This is a genomic window from Microbacterium sp. str. 'China' (assembly GCF_002993305.1).
In the GTDB taxonomy this organism is placed as follows: domain Bacteria; phylum Actinomycetota; class Actinomycetes; order Actinomycetales; family Microbacteriaceae; genus Microbacterium; species Microbacterium paraoxydans.
On the sequence record NZ_CP027434.1, the window covers coordinates 1,494,570 to 1,511,376 of the forward strand.

General features: G+C 69.4%; 20 protein-coding genes. 16 read left to right on the top strand and 4 right to left on the bottom strand.

The window, feature by feature from the left end; translation table 11 throughout:
- The first annotated feature begins 105 nt into the window (after positions 1-105).
- From C6C15_RS07010 to C6C15_RS07025, 4 genes are all read left to right on the top strand, one after another.
- Complete coding sequence (locus tag C6C15_RS07010; protein WP_234024230.1) at positions 106-1,134, top strand: aldo/keto reductase; 1,029 nt, start codon at positions 106-108, stop codon at positions 1,132-1,134.
- Between the two features lie 73 nt (positions 1,135-1,207).
- Complete coding sequence (locus C6C15_RS07015) at positions 1,208-1,810, top strand: histidine phosphatase family protein (RefSeq protein ID WP_025103212.1); 603 nt, start codon at positions 1,208-1,210, stop codon at positions 1,808-1,810.
- 55 nt (positions 1,811-1,865) lie between these two features.
- Positions 1,866-2,606, top strand: coding sequence for a 4-hydroxy-tetrahydrodipicolinate reductase (gene dapB, locus C6C15_RS07020; protein WP_105949649.1), 741 nt, complete (start codon positions 1,866-1,868; stop codon positions 2,604-2,606).
- A complete protein-coding gene (locus C6C15_RS07025) occupies positions 2,606-3,040 on the top strand; it encodes a hypothetical protein (protein ID WP_105949650.1) in 435 nt (144 codons plus the stop codon). Before dapB ends, C6C15_RS07025 begins: the two co-directional genes overlap by 1 nt.
- A 12-nt stretch (positions 3,041-3,052) precedes the next feature.
- Here the strand turns inward: C6C15_RS07025 and C6C15_RS07030 are convergent, their stop codons facing one another.
- The 3 genes from C6C15_RS07030 to C6C15_RS07040 all read right to left on the bottom strand — a co-directional run bounded on the left by C6C15_RS07030 (position 3,053) and on the right by C6C15_RS07040 (position 4,569).
- Positions 3,053-3,478 (bottom strand): OsmC family peroxiredoxin, encoded by a 426-nt coding sequence (locus C6C15_RS07030; protein WP_060921083.1) that lies wholly within the window; start codon positions 3,476-3,478, stop codon positions 3,053-3,055.
- An 84-nt stretch (positions 3,479-3,562) separates the two neighbouring features.
- A complete protein-coding gene (locus C6C15_RS07035) occupies positions 3,563-4,135 on the bottom strand; it encodes a DUF4395 family protein (RefSeq protein ID WP_105949651.1) in 573 nt (190 codons plus the stop codon).
- Positions 4,135-4,569 (bottom strand): TlpA family protein disulfide reductase, encoded by a 435-nt coding sequence (locus C6C15_RS07040; protein WP_105949652.1) that lies wholly within the window; start codon positions 4,567-4,569, stop codon positions 4,135-4,137. The genes C6C15_RS07035 and C6C15_RS07040 overlap by 1 nt, the downstream gene beginning before the upstream one ends.
- A 113-nt stretch (positions 4,570-4,682) precedes the next feature.
- On the opposite strand from C6C15_RS07040, the gene C6C15_RS07045 reads away from it, so the two are divergent.
- Genes C6C15_RS07045 through C6C15_RS07055 form a run of 3 tightly spaced genes read left to right on the top strand, consistent with a single transcriptional unit; the run spans position 4,683 to position 6,726 of the window.
- Positions 4,683-5,492, top strand: coding sequence for a thymidylate synthase (locus C6C15_RS07045; RefSeq protein WP_060921080.1), 810 nt, complete (start codon positions 4,683-4,685; stop codon positions 5,490-5,492).
- The gene (locus C6C15_RS07050; RefSeq protein ID WP_105949653.1) at positions 5,489-5,965 is read left to right on the top strand and encodes a dihydrofolate reductase; all 477 of its coding nucleotides are present in this window, start codon (positions 5,489-5,491) and stop codon (positions 5,963-5,965) included. The genes C6C15_RS07045 and C6C15_RS07050 overlap by 4 nt, the downstream gene beginning before the upstream one ends.
- The gene (locus tag C6C15_RS07055; protein ID WP_105949654.1) at positions 5,965-6,726 is read left to right on the top strand and encodes an SDR family NAD(P)-dependent oxidoreductase; all 762 of its coding nucleotides are present in this window, start codon (positions 5,965-5,967) and stop codon (positions 6,724-6,726) included. The genes C6C15_RS07050 and C6C15_RS07055 overlap by 1 nt, the downstream gene beginning before the upstream one ends.
- A 9-nt stretch (positions 6,727-6,735) precedes the next feature.
- Here the strand turns inward: C6C15_RS07055 and C6C15_RS07060 are convergent, their stop codons facing one another.
- On the bottom strand, positions 6,736-7,275 hold the full coding sequence (locus tag C6C15_RS07060; RefSeq protein ID WP_105949655.1) for an NUDIX domain-containing protein: 540 nt from the start codon (positions 7,273-7,275) through the stop codon (positions 6,736-6,738).
- Positions 7,276-7,354: 79 nt separating this feature from the next.
- Here C6C15_RS07060 and dapA point away from each other — a divergent pair, with 79 nt between their 5' ends.
- The 9 genes from dapA (at position 7,355) to C6C15_RS17320 (ending at position 16,791) form a co-directional block, all read left to right on the top strand.
- Positions 7,355-8,332, top strand: a complete 978-nt coding sequence (gene dapA, locus C6C15_RS07065; RefSeq protein WP_025103222.1) for a 4-hydroxy-tetrahydrodipicolinate synthase — start codon at positions 7,355-7,357, stop codon at positions 8,330-8,332.
- Between the two features lie 53 nt (positions 8,333-8,385).
- Complete coding sequence (locus tag C6C15_RS07070; protein ID WP_105949656.1) at positions 8,386-10,062, top strand: ribonuclease J; 1,677 nt, start codon at positions 8,386-8,388, stop codon at positions 10,060-10,062.
- A gap of 91 nt (positions 10,063-10,153) precedes the next feature.
- Positions 10,154-12,868: an FtsK/SpoIIIE family DNA translocase gene (locus tag C6C15_RS07075; RefSeq protein WP_105949657.1), complete on the top strand. Its 2,715-nt coding sequence runs from the start codon at positions 10,154-10,156 to the stop codon at positions 12,866-12,868.
- Positions 12,868-13,443, top strand: a complete 576-nt coding sequence (pgsA, locus tag C6C15_RS07080) for a CDP-diacylglycerol--glycerol-3-phosphate 3-phosphatidyltransferase (RefSeq protein WP_105949658.1) — start codon at positions 12,868-12,870, stop codon at positions 13,441-13,443. Before C6C15_RS07075 ends, pgsA begins: the two co-directional genes overlap by 1 nt.
- A complete protein-coding gene (locus C6C15_RS07085; RefSeq protein WP_105949659.1) occupies positions 13,440-13,928 on the top strand; it encodes a CinA family protein in 489 nt (162 codons plus the stop codon). The genes pgsA and C6C15_RS07085 overlap by 4 nt, the downstream gene beginning before the upstream one ends.
- Positions 13,929-14,069: 141 nt before the next feature.
- Positions 14,070-14,378 carry a helix-turn-helix domain-containing protein gene (locus tag C6C15_RS07090; protein WP_025103227.1) on the top strand — a complete coding sequence of 103 codons (309 nt, stop codon included), beginning with the start codon at positions 14,070-14,072 and terminating at the stop codon, positions 14,376-14,378.
- An 18-nt stretch (positions 14,379-14,396) separates the two neighbouring features.
- Positions 14,397-14,621 (top strand): DUF3046 domain-containing protein, encoded by a 225-nt coding sequence (locus C6C15_RS07095; RefSeq protein WP_060921072.1) that lies wholly within the window; start codon positions 14,397-14,399, stop codon positions 14,619-14,621.
- Positions 14,622-14,881: 260 nt separating this feature from the next.
- Positions 14,882-15,928, top strand: coding sequence for a recombinase RecA (gene recA, locus C6C15_RS07100; protein ID WP_060921071.1), 1,047 nt, complete (start codon positions 14,882-14,884; stop codon positions 15,926-15,928).
- 389 nt (positions 15,929-16,317) lie between these two features.
- The gene (locus C6C15_RS17320) at positions 16,318-16,791 is read left to right on the top strand and encodes a regulatory protein RecX (protein WP_231919607.1); all 474 of its coding nucleotides are present in this window, start codon (positions 16,318-16,320) and stop codon (positions 16,789-16,791) included.
- Positions 16,792-16,807 lie beyond the last annotated feature (16 nt).

A 16,807-nucleotide genomic window follows, 5' to 3' on the forward strand; every position in this document is an offset into this window, starting at 1 on the left:
GTCGGGACGTTCGCGCACGTCGCATACCCTCGAAGTACGCACCGGGGGGTGCCAGCGAAGCAGTGATGTCGATCGGCTCCGGCCGATCACGGCGGGGGTGAGAGTATGCGGTTGTTCAGCGTAGGCGCAGGAACACCTGCTGAACGCGCCCCGCAGGAGCACGAGGACCACCCCTCCGCTCCCATCCCCATCGTCGGACCCGGCGTGGGGGAGTCCATCCGCGCCGCCCTCGGCGAGACCGGGTACGAGACGTTCCCGCTCATGCTCGGCGCCGCGGAGTTCGGATGGAACGTCGATCTCGAGACGAGCCACGGCATCCTCGACCGCTACGTGGAGTTCGGCGGCAACGCCATCCATACCGCGGACGGGTTCTCCGGCGGGCGGAGCGAGCACATCCTCGGGCAGTGGCTGCGGTCGCGGGGCCAGCGCGAGCGCGTCGTCCTGAGCGTGCGCATCGGAGCCCACGCCGACAACCCCGGCCTGGGATCGGTCAACCTCGTCCGTGCCGTCGAGGGGTCGCTGACCCGGCTCGGCGTCGAGCGCATCGACGTGCTGTACCTGGACGCCACGCTGGATGCGACGACCAACCTCGAGGACACCCTGGCCACGGTCGAGTGGCTCGTCGAGGCGGGGAAGATCGGGGCGCTCGGCGCGTACGGCTTCACGCCGGAGAGGCTCGTCGAGGCGCGGATCCTCGCGTCGGCGGGATATCCGCGCATCACGGTGATCGACACGCCGTACAACCTCGTCCGCCGGCAGCCGTTCGAGGGGGACCTGCGGCTCGTCGCCGGCGCGCAGAACCTCGCCGTGACGCCGTCCCACGCTCTGGAGCACGGATTCCTGTCCGGCCGTCACCGGACGAAGGCCCTCGCATCGCGCGGCGTCCGCGGCGAGCAGCTGCGGGGTCACCTCAACCGCCGCGGGACCAAGGTGCTGCGTGCGCTGGATCAGGTCGCGGCGGAGCTCGCCGTGCCTGTCGCGGCCGTGTCCATCGCATGGCTGCTCGCACAGCGCACGGTCGCCGCGCCGATCGTGAACACGTTCGCGACCGACCACGTCGACGAGCTGATGCAGGGCGCGGGGGTCACGCTGTCCCGGGTGCAGGTCGCCGACCTCACCCGCGCGGGCGCCTGAGCTCGCGGCGCCCGTGACATAGGGTGGAAGAGGAAGACCGGCGGATGCTGGCGATGAGGCGAGCGAGCGAGTTGTGACGCACTACATATATCTGGTCAGACACGGTGAACATCAGGATGCCGAGCACGGCCTCGCCGACGGACCCCTCTCCCCGCGCGGTCAGCGGCAGGCGGAGCTCATCGCGGACCGCCTGTCCGGCCTCCCGCTCGACGCCGTCTGGCACTCGCCGCTCCTGAGGGCCGCGGAGACGGCGAGAGCGATCGCCGGCCGACTCCCGTCCGTGGATCCGGAGCCCTCCGCTCTGCTCTTCGACTGCGTGCCGACGGGGATGACGGAGGAGACGCCGGCGGTGTTCGAGCCCTTCTTCGGCTCCGTGACCGAGGCGGAGATCGAGGCGGGCCGCGCGCAGATGTCGGATGCCGTCAACGAGTTCCTCGTGCGGAAGACCGGCGACGTGCACGAGGTGCTCATCACCCACAACTTCGTGATCTCGTGGTTCGTGCGTGAGGTCCTCGCCGCACCGGACTGGCGCTGGATGACCCTGAACCAGTCGCACTGCGGGTTGACGGTGATCGCACAGAAGCAGGGACGGCCGTGGACCCTGCTCACGCACAACGACACCGGCCATCTACCGATGGAGCTGCGGACGGGGATCCCGGACGCGCTGCTGGTCTGATCGACGCCTCCGCGCGCCGCGTCTCCCGGCCGGCGCCCGGAAATAGACTGGACGTATGACCACGAAGGTAGCCCTCGTCGGCGGGACCGGAAAGCTCGGAACGATCATCGGCGCCGTGATCGCTGAGCTGGACGGCTTCGAGGTGAGCCGCGTCCTGACGTCGGCGAGTGACCTCTCGGAGCTCGCAGGCGCCGACCTCGTGATCGACGCCTCCACGCCGCAGGTCAGCATCGACGTGGTGCGCACGGCCGTGGAGCACGGGCTGAACGTCCTCGTCGCCACCTCCGGCTGGTCGGCGGAGCGGATCGCCCTCGTCCGTCCGCTCGTCGAGGCCGCCGACACCGGAGCGGTGTTCATCCCGAACTTCTCCCTCGGCTCCGTTCTCGGCTCGGCCCTCGCGGCGGCCGCCGCGCCCTACTTCGGCTCGGCGGAGATCGTCGAGGCGCACCGCGATACGAAGGTGGACTCGCCCAGCGGGACAGCCGTCCGCACGGCGGAGCTCATCGCCGCCGCGCGTGCGACCCAGGGTCCGGTGAGTGCGCCGCATGCAGACCAGCGCGCGCGGGGACAGCAGGTGGGCAGCGTGCCCATCCACTCGCTCCGCCGTCCCGGGGTGATCGCCAAGCAGGAGGTGATCCTCTCCGGACCGGGGGAGTCGCTGACCTTCACGCATGACACCACCGACCCGGCCCTGGCGTATGCGCCGGGGATCCGCCTGGCCGTGCCCTATGCGGCCACCGCCACCGGCGTCGTGGTGGGCCTGGAGAACATGCTCGACATCGGCATCCGCTCGTGATGTCCCGGATCGGGGTCGGGCTGATGGCCGCGGCCCTCCTGCTCTACCTCGTCGTGGCCGGCTGGCTCGCCGTCATGTTCCTCGCCGTGGGGACGCCGGTCTCCATCGGGATGGGCATCACGCTCCTCGTGCTCGCACCCGTGGGCGGGTGGGCGCTGGTGCGCGAGATGCTCTTCGGCTTCGGCGCCGACCGGCTGGGGCGCCTGCTCGACGCTGAGGGCGGCATGCCGCCCGTGGAGACCGAGCTCACGCCCAGCGGACGCATCGCCCGCAAGGATGCCGATGCGCTCGTCGCGCGCTACACGGCGGAGGCGGAGGCGGCGCCCGCAGACTGGCGGGCGCGCTATCGCCTCGGCGTCGTGCAGGATGCGGCGGGACGCCGCAAGGACGCCAGAGCGAGCATCCGACAGGCGATCAGCCTCTCCCGCGCCTGACGTCCACGCGGCTCAGGCGAGCGTCGCCTCGAGCGTGATCTCGATCCCCGCGAGAGCCTGGGACACCGGGCATCCGGTCTTCGCCCCCTCGGCGATCTCCTGGAACTTCTCCGCGGTCAGACCCGGCACCGTCGCGTTGACGTTGAGGTGGCTGCCGGTGATGCCGACGCCCGGCTTGAAGGTGACCGAGGCGCTGGTGTCGACGCGCTCCGGTGCGGTGCCGTTCTCGGCGAGCGCGTGCGAGAGCGCCATGCTGAAGCAGGAGGCATGGGCCGCGGCGATGAGCTCCTCCGGCGTCGTGGTCGTGTCGCTGCCCTCGCTGCGGGACTTCCAGTCGATCGGGAACGTCCCCAGATGTGAGGAGGAGAAGGCGACCGTGCCGGAACCCTCCGTGAGCGATCCGGTCCAGGTGGCGGCGGCTTCACTGGTGACGGGCATGGTTCCTCCGGTTCTGACGCCACCGGGGGAGCGGCGTCGCTTGGTCGCCAGCCTACCGAGCGACCGGGCCTTCGGGAACCGGCGTCAGGCGGCGCGGCGCGGTCGTCCGGTGAGCCCGACGCGCTGCAGCAGGAGGTAGAGCTGGCATCCGAGGCACAGTCCGAACACGGCGTTGAGGAAGGCGGCGAGGAACGCCGCGGCGGTGGCGATCGGAAGGGCCCACGGCACCCCGGCGAGGTGGAGCAGGAGGCCGAGTCCCACGACGACGAGACCCACGCCCTGAGCGAACCGCGGGGGACGGGGATCCTCCAGCTCTGCGGGCGGCGCGAGGCGCGGACGGACGAGGCGGCGGTAGAGGACGCCCCAGGGCGCGGTGGTGGGAGAGACGACGCCCCAGAGGAACAGGAGCGCGATCAGCGTGGCCAGAAGGAAGCCAGGGTCGAGCACGCGCGCGACGGGCCCTGCGGCGGAGACCGCCCAGCCGCCTCCTCCGATGAACGCGAACTCCGAGGACGCCGTGAGCGCGAACCAGCGATCGGGGGTCCGCGCGGTGGAGATCCCGATGAGGGCCAGGAACGTCGCGATGGCGAGCAGGAGCGCGGTGATCCCGGCGGCGAAGCGGGGCCCGCGCGGATCGATTCCGGGGGGAGCGGTCATCATCTGCTCCAGACGGGGTCTGAGACGGCGGCGACGGCGTGGGTCAGGCTCTCCCGAGCGGGTATGCCCGCGAACCGGGCCCTGACGCGCCCGGTGGCATCGAGCACGAAGGTGGTCGGTGTCTGCAGCACACGGTAGCGCGCCGAGAGATCCGGGCGGTGCGTGAGATCGATCTCGATGTGCGCGAGGCCGGCGTCCGCGGACGCATAGGAGCCGAGAAGACGACGCACCTGGGGGCAGCGGGCGCATGTCTCCGTGCTGAACTGCACGAGCGTCGCCGTGGCCCCCAGCGCCGCGCCCTCCGCATCAGCGGGATCGAACCGCAGGTCGCCGCCGTCGCGGCGGCGGCCCTCTCTCCCGCGGAGCACGAGCCCGACCACGGTGGCGAGCACCAGCAGCGCGGCCAGAGCGGCGAGAGCGAGCGCGGGGGACATCCCTCGAGGCTAGATCCGCGGCCGCGGGAGCGTCGCGATGTTTCGTTACGTGACGTGCGGATCGCGTGACGACCACCGCCCCCGCCGGGAGCGAGGCGGGTATCCTGACAACCATGAGCGCCGCTGTCCCGACTCCGTACGAAGACCTGCTCCGCGACGTGCTCGAGACGGGCACGCACAAGAGCGATCGCACCGGGACCGGGACCACGAGCGTGTTCGGGCGGCAGATCCGCTTCGATCTCGCGCAGGGCTTCCCCCTCATCACCACGAAGCGCGTGCACTTCAAGTCCATCGCGTACGAGCTGCTCTGGTTCCTGCGCGGCGACTCCAACGTCCGCTGGCTGCAGGAGAACGGCGTCTCGATCTGGGACGAGTGGGCGGACGAGGAGGGCGACCTCGGCCCGGTGTACGGCGTCCAGTGGCGGTCCTGGCCGACTCCCGACGGCGGCAGCATCGATCAGCTGACCGAGGTCATCGAGCAGATCCGGCGCTCACCCGACTCGCGGCGCCTGCTCGTCTCGGCCTGGAATCCCGCGGACATCCCGGACATGGCCCTCGCACCGTGCCACGCACTGTTCCAGTTCTACGTCGCCGACGGAAAGCTCTCGTGCCAGCTCTACCAGCGCAGCGCGGACATGTTCCTCGGCGTCCCCTTCAACATCGCCTCCTACGCGCTGCTGACGATGATGATCGCGCAGCAGGTGGGGCTGGAGCCGGGCGACTTCGTGTGGACCGGCGGGGACTGCCACGTCTACGACAACCACGTCGAGCAGGTGCGCGAGCAGCTCACACGAGAGGCCTACCCGTACCCGACGCTGCGGTTCGCGCGGAAGCCGGACTCGATCTTCGACTATCGGTTCGACGACTTCGTCGTCGAGGACTACCAGCACCACGCACCGATCAGGGCGGCGGTGGCGGTATGACCTGGGTGGGGCTCATCTGGGCGGAGGCCGCCGGAGGCGTGATCGGCGCCGAGGGCGGCATGCCCTGGTACGTGCCGGAGGATCTGGCGCACTTCAAGGAGACCACCCAGGGCGCGCCGGTCGTCATGGGGCGCAAGACCTGGGACTCGCTGCCCGAGCGATTCCGTCCCCTGCCCGGTCGCGACAACATCGTCGTGACCCGCCAGCAGGACTGGACGGCGGAGGGCGCCCGCCGTGCGGCCACGGTGTCCGAGGCCGTGCGCGGCCAGGAGAAGGTGTGGATCATCGGCGGTGCGGAGATCTTCCGTCAGGTGATCGCCGACGCCGACCGGCTCGAGGTCACCGAGCTCGACCTCACGGTCGACGGCGACACGTTCGCTCCGCCGAAGACCGGGTGGCGCGTGGTGGACGAGGGGGACTGGCAGACGTCCCGCACCGGCGTCCGGTATCGCTTCCTGAGGTACGAGCGCTGATGCCCACCGCACTGATCACCGGAGCCAGCGCGGGGCTGGGCGCCGAGTTCGCCCGTCAGCTGGCACGTCGACGCGCCGACCTCGTCCTCGTGGCCCGCTCGGAGGAACCGCTCTCGGCTCTCGCGGGGGAGTTGCGCGGCGAGTGGGGAGTGGCCGTCGAGGTGCTCCCGGCCGATCTGTCCGAGGAGGCCGGCGTCGAGCTCGTCGCGGCTCGGCTCCGTGATCGGGACGACCCGATCGACCTGCTTGTGAACAACGCCGGGTTCGGATTGCCGTTGCAGTTCGCCGACAACGACATCGAGGACGAGGTGCGGCATCTGCGTGTGCACGTCGAGGCCTCCATGCGCCTGATGCACGCGGCCCTGCAGACCATGCGGGGGCGGGGCGGTCGGATCATCAACGTCGCCTCGGTGGCCGGTTTCATCTCGCGGTCGACGTACTCCGCCTGCAAGGCCTGGCTCATCGACTTCAGCCGGTGGGCGAACACCGCGTACGGCCCGGACGGCGTGAGCGTCACGGCACTCTGCCCCGGTTTCACGCACACGTCCTTCCATGAGCGGATGGGTCTCGCGGTCGGCGAGGAGGGCGTGCCGACCTTCCTGTGGCTCGATGCCCGAGACGTCGTGCGCGAGGGGCTCCGCGACGCGGCGCGCGGTAAGGCCGTGTCCATCCCCTCGCTGCGTTACAAGGCCGTCGTCGCCGTGACGAAGGTGCTGCCCCGATCCCTCACTGCGGCTGTCGCGCGTCGGGGCCGGGTCTGACGCTTCCGGTCAGCGGAATCGACCGAGGCGGATCCCTGCGAGAGCGATCGCGGCGATCGTCTCCCCGTCGGTGATCCGACCGTCGGCGATCATCCGGAGGACGTCCCCGAACGCGACCCACTCGACGGTGTCGATGCCCTCTTCCGCGCGGCTGTCGACCGCGTCGTCGATGCGCTCGATCTCCCGCGCCAGGAAGACGTGCTCCGTGGCCTCCGCGATGCCGTCGAGCGCGTGCGTGCTGCCGAGGTGCTCCCACCGGTGCGCACGGTACCCGGACTCCTCCCGGAGCTCCCGTTCCGCGGCGGCACGCGGGTCCTCGCCGTCGGTACCGCCGGCAGGGACCTCGACGGACGGTCCCACCGTGTAGCGGTCGACGGTCACCAGGCACACGCGGTCCTCGGCGTCCATCGCGACGATGAACACCGCGGGGTTCTTGACCGTCATCACGCCGTAGACGCCCGGGCCGCCCGGCCCGGTGACGTCGTCCTCACGGACGCGGATCCAGGCGTTCTCGTAGGTCGTGCGCGAGGCGTGCGTGATCCAACCCATGGTGCGAGCCTATGGCCGACAGGGGAGGAGCACGCGGACGCGTCCGCGACAGCGGCATCCGACCCGATACGCTGGACGCATGACGCACTCGGGCAACCCCTTCGGACAGGTTCTCGTCGCGCTCGTCACTCCGATGACGGCCGACGGCGAAGTCGACTGGCCCGCCGTCGAGAAGCACATCGATGACGTGATCACCGCAGGCGCGGACGGCATCGTCGTGACGGGAACGACCGGCGAGACCTCGACCCTGACGGACCCGGAGAAGCTCAAGCTCGTCGAGGTCGGCAAGTCCGTCTCCGCGGGCCGCGCGAAGATCATCACCGGCGGCGGATCGAACGAGACCGCGCACGCCATCGAGCTGTACAAGGCCAGCGAGAAGGCCGGTGCCGACGGCATCATGATCGTCACGCCGTACTACAACAAGCCGACGCAGGCGGGTATCCTCACGCACTTCCGGCTCGTCGCCGATGCGACCGACCTGCCGGTCATCCTGTACGACATCCCCGGGCGGACCGGTGTCCCGATCAAGTACGAGACGATCCTCCGGCTCGCGAAGCACCCGAACATCCTCGCGGTGAAGGACGCCAAGGGCGACTTCTCCGAGGTGAGCCGTGTGCTCAACCAGACCGACCTCATGTACTTCTCCGGTGACGACGCGAACGTGCTGCCGCATCTGTCGATCGGGGCGACCGGCCTCATCGGCGTGACCGCGAACGTCGCCGCCGCTCCGTACCGGACCATCATCGATGCGGTGAACCGGGGCGACCTCGCCACGGCGACGGCCGAGCACAAGCGACTGGAGCCGCTGGTCAGGGCCGTCATGACGCACGTTCCCGGCACGGTCGCCGCGAAGTACATCCTGCACGGGTTGGGTCGCATCTCCAGCCCGCGTGTCCGCCTTCCCCTCGTCGGTCCGGAGGAGTGGGAGGCCGCCCTCATCGAGGACGAGCTCGATCTCGTCAGCGGCGTGCCGGGGGCGGACTTCTCGAACTTCCGGCCCGACCGCAACGCGGCCGCGGGCGGCGCCCTGCCGAAGGTGCACGGCACGACGCGCTGAGCCGCGTCACCATGAACGAACGGACGCGTGGAGTGTCCGACTGAGGAGACAGCATGTCCATTCCCCTGGCCGAACCGTCCGCTCTCGACGAAGGGACGCTCCGGGTCATCCCGATCGGCGGCCTGGGGGAGATCGGTCGCAACATGACCGTGTTCGAGTACGCGGGCAAGATCCTCATCGTGGACTGCGGGGTGCTCTTCCCGGAGGAGCACCAGCCCGGCGTCGACCTCATCCTCCCCGACTTCGAGCCGATCCGTGACCGTCTCGACGACATCGTGGGCGTGGTGCTGACGCACGGGCACGAAGACCACATCGGGGCCGTTCCGTACCTGCTGCGGCTGAAGAGCGACATCCCGCTGATCGGCTCCGGACTCACGCTCGCCCTCGTCGAGGCGAAGCTGAAGGAGCACCGCATCAAGGCCTTCACCTTGACCGTGAAGGAAGGTCAGCAGGAGAAGGTCGGGCCGTTCGACCTCGAGTTCGTCGCGGTGAACCACTCCATCCCGGACGCGCTGGCGGTCGCGATCCGCACCCCCGCCGGCATGGCCCTCGCCACCGGCGACTTCAAGATGGACCAGTTGCCCCTGGACGGCCGCATCACCGATCTGCGCGCATTCTCACGCCTGGGGGAGGAGGGGGTCGACCTCTTCCTCGTCGACTCCACCAACGCCGACGTCCCCGGCTTCACGCCCACGGAGCGCTCCATCGGCCCGGTCCTCGACCAGGTCATCGGCAAGGCTCCGCGCCGCGTGATCGTGGCCAGCTTCTCCAGCCACGTGCACCGCGTGCAGCAGGTCATCGACGCCGCACACGCGCACGGACGTCGGGTGGCGTTCCTCGGCCGCAGCATGGTCCGCAACATGACGATCGCGGAGCAGCTCGGCTACCTCAAGGTGCCGGCGGGCGTGCTGATCGACTTCAAGAAGGCACGCGACCTCCCGGACGAGCAGATCGTCTACATGTCGACCGGTTCGCAGGGCGAGCCGATGGCCGTGCTGAGCCGGATGGCCAACATGGACCACGCCATCGAGGTGAGCGAGGGCGACACCGTGATCCTGGCGTCGAGCCTCATCCCGGGCAACGAGAACGCCGTCTACCGCGTCATCGACGGGCTCACGAAGCTGGGCGCCAACGTCGTGCACAAGGCCAACGCGCGCGTGCACGTGTCGGGGCACGCCGCGGCCGGCGAGCTGCTCTACTGCTACAACATCCTCAAGCCGAAGAACGTCCTCCCTGTCCACGGGGAGTACCGGCACCTGATCGCCAACGCCAAGCTCGCCCAGGACACCGGGATCCCCGAGCAGAACACGATCATCGCCTCCAACGGCACCGTGATCGACCTGAAAGACGGAGTCGCCCGCGTGGCCGGGCAGCTCGACCTCGGGTTCGTCTACGTCGACGGCTCGACCGTCGGCGAGATCACCGACGCCGACCTCAAGGACCGCCGCATCCTCGGTGAGGAGGGGTTCATCTCGGTCATCGTCGTGGTGGACGCCGCCACCGGGCGCATCATCTCCGGTCCGGAGATCCATGCCCGCGGTGTGGCCGAGGACGACGCGGTCTTCGACGACGTCGCTCCGAAGATCGTCGCCGCCCTGAAGGAGGCGTCCGGCAACGGCGTGCGCGACACGCACGCGCTGTCGCAGGTGGTGCGTCGCACGATCGGCCGCTGGGTGAACCAGAAGCTGCGTCGTCGTCCGATGATCGTCCCTCTCGTCATCGAGGCCTGACCCTCGGATCGCGGCGCGCCCTCGCGCGCCGTGATCGTCGATTTCCGCGTGGTGACGCGGAGATGTCGGTCTCGGGTCGTACCGTGGAGGCATGGCCAGGAGCAGCACCAAGACCGAGCGCGCCTCGACGAGCGCCCCGTCGCGCCCCAAGCGGCAGGCGGCTCCGAAGGCGCAGCCCGCTCCGAAGAAGTACATCGACGAGGCGGACAAGCCGCCCGTCGCCGCGCGCGCCTGGAACGGGCTCGCGCACGGCGTCGGCGGACTCTTCCGGGCCTTCGGGCCGGAGACGCTGCAGAAGGACGACCGCAGAGACGGCTTCCCGTTCCTGCTGGTGATCCTGGCGGCGCTCGGCGCCGTCAACGAGTGGTTCTTCATCGGCAACGAGGTCGCGGCGAACATCAGCGCCTACTCGGTGGGGCTCTTCGTCGGTCGGGTGGCCTTCATCATGCCGGTGCTGCTGCTCCTCCTGGCGGGATGGCTCTTCCGGCACCCGTCGTCCGTGCATGACAACGGACGCATCGGCATCGGCTTCGGGATGTTCGTGCTCGCTCTGGCGGGCATCTTCCACGTCGCCGGCCCTCGCCCCCACCCGAATCAGGGCATGCCCGCGCTGAGCGAGTCGGGTGGTCTGCTCGGATGGCTCGTGGGTCAGCCCCTGACGTACCTGACCGACATCCCGGCCTACATCATCCTCGGGCTGCTCGCCGCCCTGAGCATCCTCATCCTCACGAAGACCCCGCCGAACCGCATCGGTGCGCGCCTGGGAGACCTCTACGCGTGGATGTTCGACGCCGAGCGCCCGCAGAAGCCGGCGAAGGACGCTGCGGACGCGGTCGACGAGGCGGACAAGGTCGACGATCCGGACGTCCTGCCCTGGTGGCGGCGCAACAAGACCGGTCGCGAGGAAGACCCCGACGAGGGGACTCTCGCCTCGGACGACATCACCGCGCTGTTGTCCACGACCGAGGCCACCCCGGCGTACGACCAGGCCGTGACGGTGGCGAACCCGTACGACGCGGCGACCGAAGTGCTCAGCGACGTGCGCTCGGTGACCGACGCGCTGGCGGAGCAGCAGACGACCGCGCTGCTGGACGATGAGTCCGACACCGGCGAGATGCCGGAGCTCCCCGGACTCGACGGCTTCGGCACGGAGGGCCCGGGCGACCGCGGCCCGCAGGCGCCGGTGGCCCCGTACATCCTTCCGTCGCCGGGCGTGCTGTCCGAGGGTCCGCCCTCGGTCGCGCGGTCCGAGGCGAACGACCGCATCGTCGAGCAGATCACGAGCGTCCTCGACCAGTTCAAGGTCGACGCCAAGGTCACCGGGTTCTCCCGCGGCCCGACGGTCACGCAGTACGAGGTCGAGGTCGGCCACGGCGTCAAGGTCGAGAAGATCCTCCAGCTCAGCAACAACTTCGCCTACGCGGTCGCCTCCAACGACGTCCGCATCCTCTCGCCGATCCCCGGCAAGAGCGCGATCGGCATCGAGATCCCGAACACCGACCGCGAGACGGTCGCCCTCGGCGACGTGCTGCGTTCCGTGGCCGCGCAGAAGAGCACGCATCCGCTCACCATCGGCGTCGGCAAGGACGTCGGCGGCAACTTCGTCGTCGCCAACCTCGCGAAGATGCCGCACCTCCTGGTGGCGGGCTCGACGGGGTCCGGAAAGTCCAGCTTCGTGAACTCGATGATCACGAGCCTCCTCATGCGGGCGCGCCCGTCCGACGTGCGCATGGTCCTCATCGACCCGAAGCGTGTCGAGCTGACGAGCTACGCCGGTGTCCCGCACCTGATCACTCCCATCATCACGAACCCGAAGAAGGCCGCCGAGGCGCTGCAGTGGGTCGTGAAGGAGATGGACATGCGGTACGACGACCTCGCGTCGTTCGGCTTCCGCCACATCGACGACTTCAACCGCGCCGTGCGTGCGGGGGAGGTGGAGGTGCCTCCGGGCAGCGAACGGGTTCTCAAGCCGTACCCGTACCTCCTCGTCGTCGTCGACGAGCTCGCGGACCTCATGATGGTCGCCCCGCGCGACGTCGAGGACTCGATCGTCCGCATCACGCAGCTCGCTCGCGCCTCCGGTATCCACCTGGTGCTCGCCACGCAGCGCCCGAGCGTCGACGTCGTCACGGGCCTCATCAAGGCGAACGTGCCGTCCCGTCTCGCGTTCGCGGTCACGAGCGTCACCGACAGCCGCGTGATCCTCGACAGCCCCGGCGCCGACAAGCTCATCGGCCAGGGTGACGCGCTCTTCTCGCCCATGGGCTCGTCGAAGCCGTTCCGACTGCAGGGTGCGTGGGTCGACGAGAAGGAGATCGACGCGGTCGTCAAGCACGTCACGCGTCAGGCGCGTCCCGAGTACCGTGCCGACGTCCAGGAGGCGATGGAGCCGGCGAAGAAGAAGGAGGTCGACGAGGACATCGGCGACGACCTCGAGCTCCTGCTCGCGGCGGCCGAGCTCATCGTCTCCTCGCAGTTCGGATCCACGTCGATGCTGCAGCGCAAGCTGCGGGTCGGCTTCGCCAAGGCCGGACGCCTGATGGATCTCCTCGAGTCGCGTGAAGTCGTCGGCCCCTCGGAGGGCTCGAAGGCGCGCGATGTGCTCGCGACCCCCGAGCAGTTGCCGCAGGTCATGGCGAAGCTCCGCGGCGAAGACGTTCCGTCGGCTCCGGCGGCTCCGGCTGCGCCCGCCGCCGCGGCGGTGCCGCCGGCCGAACGGGATCCGTTGGAGGCGCAGTACGACGGCCTGCCGGTCGTCGAAGCGGAGGGCGACGAAGACGCCTGGGGCCTGACGGGACGCGACTGATGGCGATCCCTCGGCAGCTCCCCAACGCCATCACAGTGGCGCGCATCCCGCTCGCCGTGGTGTTCTTCGTCCTCCTGCTCGTCGGCGGGACGTACGGCCTCGTCGATCTCACCGTGCGCTGGATCGCTGCCGTCCTCTTCATCGTCGCCATCTCGACCGACTGGGTCGACGGCTACCTCGCACGTCGCTACGACATCGTCAGCGACTTCGGCAAGCTCTGGGACCCGATCGCGGACAAGCTCCTCACCGGCGCCGGATTCGTCGGGTTGGCGATCCTGGGCGAGGTCTCCTGGTGGATCGTCGTGATCATCCTCGTCCGCGAGTGGGGGATCACCATCCACCGTCTGGTCGTCGCGAGCGAGCACGTTGTCGCAGCCGCCTGGATGGGCAAGATCAAGACGGCCTTCCAGGGCGTCGCCCTCGGCTGGGCTCTCCTGCCGCTGCACGTGTTCATCGGGCTCGGCCCGTGGACGGTCGTGACGACCGTCCTCATGGTCATCGTGCTCGTGCTCACCGTCGTCAGCGGGATCGACTACATCGTCGCGCAGGTGCGCGGCGCGCGTCAGAGCCGATGAGCGGCACGACGCCAGCCGAGGCTCTGGACGCTCTGCGTGAGCGAGGCTGGACCCTCGGTGTGGCGGAGTCGCTCACCGGCGGTGCGGTGTGCGCGGCGCTCGTCGCGGTTCCCGGCGCCTCCGCGGTGCTCCTCGGCGGCGTCGTCGCCTACGCCACGCCCGTCAAGCACACGCTGCTCGGCGTCGACACCGACCTGCTGGAGCGATACGGGCCGGTGCACCCGGAGGTCGCGAGGCAGATGGCTGCCGGAGTGCGCGACGCCGTCGCGGTGGATGGTCTCCCCGCCGATGTCGGGGTGTCCACCACGGGGATCGCGGGCCCGGAGTCCCCGGATGGGCAGCCCGTGGGTACCGTCCACATCGGCGTGGTCACCCCGACGGTGAGTCGGACCCGACCGTTCCACTTCGAGGGAGACCGCGACGCGGTGCGAGCACAGACGGTCGCGGCGGTCCTCGATGTGCTGGCCGCTGCGCTGCGGGAATAGCGACCCCCCGCGTCATGTTGATATGGATGTGCTCACATTCAAACCACAGAGTGCAAGGGTAGATTCTGTGCAAGCCAGGAGGACTAGACTGGCCGTCTCTTCGAGGGAGACCTCGATTCACGAACTGCGGAGGAGGTTCCGATGATTCTTGTACGACAGGAGATCGGCGACGTGCTGAGGGACTTCCGTCTGCAGAAGGGGCGGACGCTCCGGCAGGTCGCGAGCAAGGCATCCGTCGCTCTCGGTTACCTCAGTGAGGTCGAGCGCGGACAGAAGGAGGCATCGAGCGAGATCCTCGCCTCGGTGGCAGAGGCGCTCGACGTCCCCATCTCCACGATCATGCGCGAGGTCGGGGACCGCATCTCGGTGCTCGAAGGCATCCAGGTCTTCCCGGACGTCGTTCCGGACGACCTGGTCGCCTCCGTGGAGCCCGAGCTCTCGCTCCGCTGACACTCGGAGAGCACCCTTATGCGACGCAGTGAGTTCCTGCGCGCCGTCGACGCCGAGTTCCATGCCCGAGCCTCTTCTTTGGTGAACGACCTCGTGCTCTCCGGCATGGGGGGACGAACGGCACTCGAGGCTCTCGAAGCCGGCGTACCTCCGCGCGACATCTGGCTCGCGCTCTGCGCCGACATGGATGTCCCGGAATCCCGTCGCCACGGCGTGGGGCGTCTGGAGCCGCGCGGCCGATGACGGCGGCTTCCCGGGTGTGCGGAAGTCCGACACGCCGGACCGGCGTGTTGTCGAAAATCTGTTCGAACCGGGCGTAGTCTTCTGCACAAGTGGTCAGACGGTTCTGATCCCCACGATCCGTGGCTCCTCGACGCAATGTCGGAGGTCCGCCGTACCGTGAGGTCCAGGCTGAAACGCCATACGCCTTGTCGGAGAGTTCCTTCCGCCGGAAGAGCCGCGACAGCCTACAGGCGGCAGCACACGCGCAGAAGGAGCACACCATGCCATCACCCGCCGACCGCGAGAAGTCCCTCGAGACTGCCCTCGCCCAGATCGACCGCCAGTTCGGAAAGGGCTCGGTCATGCGACTGGGCAGCGATGAGCGTGCCCCTGTGGCCGTCATCCCCACCGGCTCCATCGCCCTCGACGTCGCCCTCGGCGTGGGAGGTCTGCCGCGTGGCCGCATCGTCGAGATCTACGGCCCGGAGTCCTCGGGTAAGACGACGCTGACGCTGCACGCCATCGCCAACGCCCAGCGGGCCGGCGGTATCGCGGCATTCATCGACGCGGAGCACGCGCTCGACCCCGACTACGCCGCGAAGCTCGGCGTCGACATCGATGCCCTTCTCGTCTCGCAGCCCGACACGGGTGAGCAGGCTCTCGAGATCGCCGACATGCTCGTGCGCTCCGGTGCCATCGACCTCATCGTCGTCGACTCGGTGGCGGCCCTGGTGCCGCGCGCGGAGATCGAGGGCGAGATGGGTGACTCCCACGTGGGCCTCCAGGCCCGCCTCATGTCGCAGGCGCTGCGGAAGCTCACCGGTGGTCTGAACCAGACGAACACGACGATGATCTTCATCAACCAGCTGCGCGAGAAGATCGGCGTGTTCTTCGGCTCCCCGGAGACCACGGCCGGTGGTAAGGCGCTGAAGTTCTACGCCTCCGTGCGTATGGACATCCGCCGCATCGAGACGCTCAAGGACGGCACGGACGCTGTGGGTAACCGCACCCGCGTCAAGATCGTCAAGAACAAGATGGCCCCGCCCTTCAAGCAGGCGGAGTTCGACATCCTCTACGGCGTCGGCATCTCCCGCGAGGGCAGCCTGATCGACTTCGGCGTCGAGCACGGCATCGTCAAGAAGTCGGGATCGTGGTACACCTACGACGGCGATCAGCTCGGCCAGGGCAAGGAGAACGCGCGGACGTTCCTGCTCAACAACGCCGACATCGCCTTGGCGATCGAGAGTCAGATCAAGCAGAAGCTCGGTATCGGCGGCCCGGCCGCGGCTCCGGGTTCTGATGAGCTGGCCGAGCGTCGCCCGGCCTGATGAGTGACCAGCGTGGGGGCGATTCCGAGCGGATCGCCCCCATCATCCCTCTCTTCGGCGGACCCGCGCGTGCGGAGCGTCCGGCCGAAGGCGGTGCGGACGAGTCGTCATCCGCACCGCCTGCGCGGTCGGGGCCGCCAGCGGACGCGGCGGGACTCTGGCGCTCGACGTGGCACGAGCCCTCGTCGGCAGGGTCCCCGTCGGTCGACGACGGTTCTCCCAGCGCGCGGCACCCCGCCCGGGGTGCCGCGGCGCGGGCCGCTTCCCGGGGCGGGAAGACGACCACGTTGCGCGCCGTCGGCGATACGTCCCGATCGACCGGAGGGGGAGAGGGCGCGGAGAACGGCCCCTCGGCGGCGGAGATCCGAGTGACGGCGGAGGAGTCTTTGGTGCGGAAGCTCCGCACGCGGTCGCTGTCCGTCTCCGAGGCCCGGCTGGTGTTGAGAGGACACGGGCTCGCGACGGACGCCATCGAAGACGTGATCGACGACTTCGTACGGCGCGGATACCTGGACGACGCCGTGCTCGCCGAGCTCCTCGTCACGTCCGGCGTCGAACGCAAGGGCCAGGGGAGGGTCGCGTTGTCTCGAGCGCTCGCGCAGCGGGGTATTCCTCGTGAGGTCATCGACGCCGCGCTCGACGAGCTGCCCGACGACGATGCGGAGCGGGCACTGGAGTTCGCCCGGACCAAAGCGCGTTCGATGGGACGCCTCGACCCCGACGCGGCGCTCCGACGGTTGGTCGGACAGCTGTCGCGCCGCGGGTACGGGGGATCGGTCGCCATGAACGCGGCGAAGACGGCACTGCGGGAAGCCTCGTTCGGCGGTGGCGTCTCCGGCGTCCGGTTCGTGGATTCCGACTGACGGTCCGCACGCGATC

Excerpts from the sequence above, each read along its gene's own strand:
- C6C15_RS07085 (WP_105949659.1), top strand. The coding sequence starts at position 13,440 with ATGAGCGGCACGACGCCAGCCGAGGCTCTGGACGCTCTGCGTGAGCGA.
- C6C15_RS07070 (WP_105949656.1), top strand. The coding sequence starts at position 8,386 with ATGTCCATTCCCCTGGCCGAACCGTCCGCTCTCGACGAAGGGACGCTC.
- C6C15_RS07035 (WP_105949651.1), bottom strand. The coding sequence starts at position 4,135 with ATGACCGCTCCCCCCGGAATCGATCCGCGCGGGCCCCGCTTCGCCGCC.
- C6C15_RS07040 (WP_105949652.1), bottom strand. The coding sequence starts at position 4,569 with ATGTCCCCCGCGCTCGCTCTCGCCGCTCTGGCCGCGCTGCTGGTGCTC.
- C6C15_RS07095 (WP_060921072.1), top strand. The coding sequence starts at position 14,397 with ATGCGACGCAGTGAGTTCCTGCGCGCCGTCGACGCCGAGTTCCATGCC.
- C6C15_RS07050 (WP_105949653.1), top strand. The coding sequence starts at position 5,489 with ATGACCTGGGTGGGGCTCATCTGGGCGGAGGCCGCCGGAGGCGTGATC.
- recA (WP_060921071.1), top strand. The coding sequence starts at position 14,882 with ATGCCATCACCCGCCGACCGCGAGAAGTCCCTCGAGACTGCCCTCGCC.
- C6C15_RS07045 (WP_060921080.1), top strand. The coding sequence starts at position 4,683 with ATGAGCGCCGCTGTCCCGACTCCGTACGAAGACCTGCTCCGCGACGTG.
- C6C15_RS07075 (WP_105949657.1), top strand. The coding sequence starts at position 10,154 with ATGGCCAGGAGCAGCACCAAGACCGAGCGCGCCTCGACGAGCGCCCCG.
- C6C15_RS07060 (WP_105949655.1), bottom strand. The coding sequence starts at position 7,275 with ATGGGTTGGATCACGCACGCCTCGCGCACGACCTACGAGAACGCCTGG.
- C6C15_RS07025 (WP_105949650.1), top strand. The coding sequence starts at position 2,606 with ATGTCCCGGATCGGGGTCGGGCTGATGGCCGCGGCCCTCCTGCTCTAC.
- dapB (WP_105949649.1), top strand. The coding sequence starts at position 1,866 with ATGACCACGAAGGTAGCCCTCGTCGGCGGGACCGGAAAGCTCGGAACG.
- C6C15_RS07055 (WP_105949654.1), top strand. The coding sequence starts at position 5,965 with ATGCCCACCGCACTGATCACCGGAGCCAGCGCGGGGCTGGGCGCCGAG.
- C6C15_RS07090 (WP_025103227.1), top strand. The coding sequence starts at position 14,070 with ATGATTCTTGTACGACAGGAGATCGGCGACGTGCTGAGGGACTTCCGT.
- pgsA (WP_105949658.1), top strand. The coding sequence starts at position 12,868 with ATGGCGATCCCTCGGCAGCTCCCCAACGCCATCACAGTGGCGCGCATC.
- C6C15_RS07030 (WP_060921083.1), bottom strand. The coding sequence starts at position 3,478 with ATGCCCGTCACCAGTGAAGCCGCCGCCACCTGGACCGGATCGCTCACG.
- dapA (WP_025103222.1), top strand. The coding sequence starts at position 7,355 with ATGACGCACTCGGGCAACCCCTTCGGACAGGTTCTCGTCGCGCTCGTC.
- C6C15_RS07010 (WP_234024230.1), top strand. The coding sequence starts at position 106 with ATGCGGTTGTTCAGCGTAGGCGCAGGAACACCTGCTGAACGCGCCCCG.